Annotated in this window: 1 protein-coding gene; it reads left to right on the top strand. The window is 64.8% G+C overall.

The features are described 5' to 3' along the window. A partial coding sequence (locus OQ789_RS25580) for an amino acid adenylation domain-containing protein (RefSeq protein WP_324689185.1) occupies nt 1-1,706 on the top strand: 1,706 nt, incomplete at both ends.

Genomic DNA, 1,706 nt, shown 5'->3' on the forward strand with positions numbered 1-1,706 from the left:
AGCGGATTTTGCAGGCGATGGTGGGGGATCCGGGTCGGCGGTTGTCGTCGGTGGGTGTGCTGGATGGGGGTGAGGTGGCGCGGTTGGATGAGTTTGGTCAGGTTGCGGTGTTGGGTGAGTCGTCGGTGTTGGTGTCGGTGCCGGGGTTGTGGGCGGGGCAGGTGGCGCGGACGCCGTTGGGGGTGGCGTTGGTGTGTGGGGGGCGGTCGTGGACGTATGGGGAGGTGGATGAGGCGTCGGATCGGTTGGCGCGGGTGTTGGTGGGTCGTGGGGTGGGTGTGGGTGATGTGGTGGCGTTGTTGTGTGAGCGTTCGGCGGAGGCGTTTGTGGGGATTTTGGGGGTGTTGAAGTCGGGGGCGGCGTATGTGCCGTTGGATCCGGATCATCCGGATGCCTCGATTGCGTTCATTGTGGGTGATGCGTTGCCGGTGGGTGCGGTGGTGACGCGGGGGTTGGGGCGGCGTTTGGAGGGGTTGGGGTTGTGGGTGGTTGAGGTGGAGGATCCGGGTGTGGTGGCTGGTGGGGGGGTGTCGTTGCCGGTGGTGGCGGCGGAGAGTGTGGCGTATTTGATCTATACGTCGGGGACGACTGGCACTCCGAAGGGGGTGGCGGTGACGCATACCGGGATTGCGGGTTTGGTGGCCAGTCATGTGCAGCGGTTGGGGATTACCGAGCAGAGTCGGGTGTTGCAGTTTGCGCCGTTGATCTTTGATATGTCGGTCGGGAATATGTGGTGGGCGTTGCTTAGTGGGGCGGCTGCGGTGATTCCGTGTGGGGATGAGGTGTTGCCGGGTCAGGAGCTGCTGGAGTTGCTGGCGCGTGATCGGGTGTCGCATGCGAAGTTCACGCCGAGCACGTTGGCGGCGTTGCCGGCTGAGGAGTTGGCGGGGTTGACGTTGGTGACTGGTGGTGAGGTGTGTACGGCGGAGATTGTGGATCGGTATGGGGCGGTGGCGCGGTTGGTCAATGAGTATGGGCCGACGGAGACGACGGTGGATGTGACGTTGGGTTATCCGGTGGTGGTGGGGTCGGGGGCGGCGCCGATTGGGTCGGCGGTGTCGGGTGCGGTGTTGTTTGTGTTGGATAAGTGGTTGCGTCGGGTGCCGGTGGGGGTGGTGGGTGAGTTGTATGTGGCGGGTCCGATGGTGGCGTGTGGGTATTGGCGGCGGGCGGGGTTGACGTCTTCGCGGTTTGTGGCGTGTCCGTTTGGGGGGCCGGGGGTGCGGATGTATCGGACGGGGGATTTGGTGTCGTGGGGTGTTGATGGGCAGTTGGTGTATGTGGGGCGTGCGGATGAGCAGGTGAAGATTCGTGGGTTCCGGATTGAGTTGGGTCAGGTGAGTGCGGCGTTGGCCGGTTTGGAGGGTGTGGAGCAGGCGGTGGTGGTGGCGCGGGAGGATCGGCCGGGGGATAAGCGGTTGGTGGGGTATGTGACCGGGACGGCGGATCCGGTCGGGGTGCGTGCGGCGTTGGCGGAGCGGTTGCCGGGGTATATGGTGCCCGCGGCGGTGGTGGTGATCGAGGCGTTGCCGTTGACGGTGAACGGCAAATTGGACAAGCGGGCGTTGCCGGCGCCGGATTATCGTGATGGCGGCAATTATCGGGCGCCGACCAGTGCGGTCGAAGAAGTCCTGGCCGGGATTTACGCCCAGGTCCTGGGACTCGACCAAGTCGGCACCGAAGACTCCTTCTTCGAACTCGGCGGG

The sequence above is a fragment of the Mycobacterium sp. 94-17 genome (assembly GCF_035617725.1).
Classification (GTDB): Bacteria; Actinomycetota; Actinomycetes; order Mycobacteriales; family Mycobacteriaceae; genus Mycobacterium.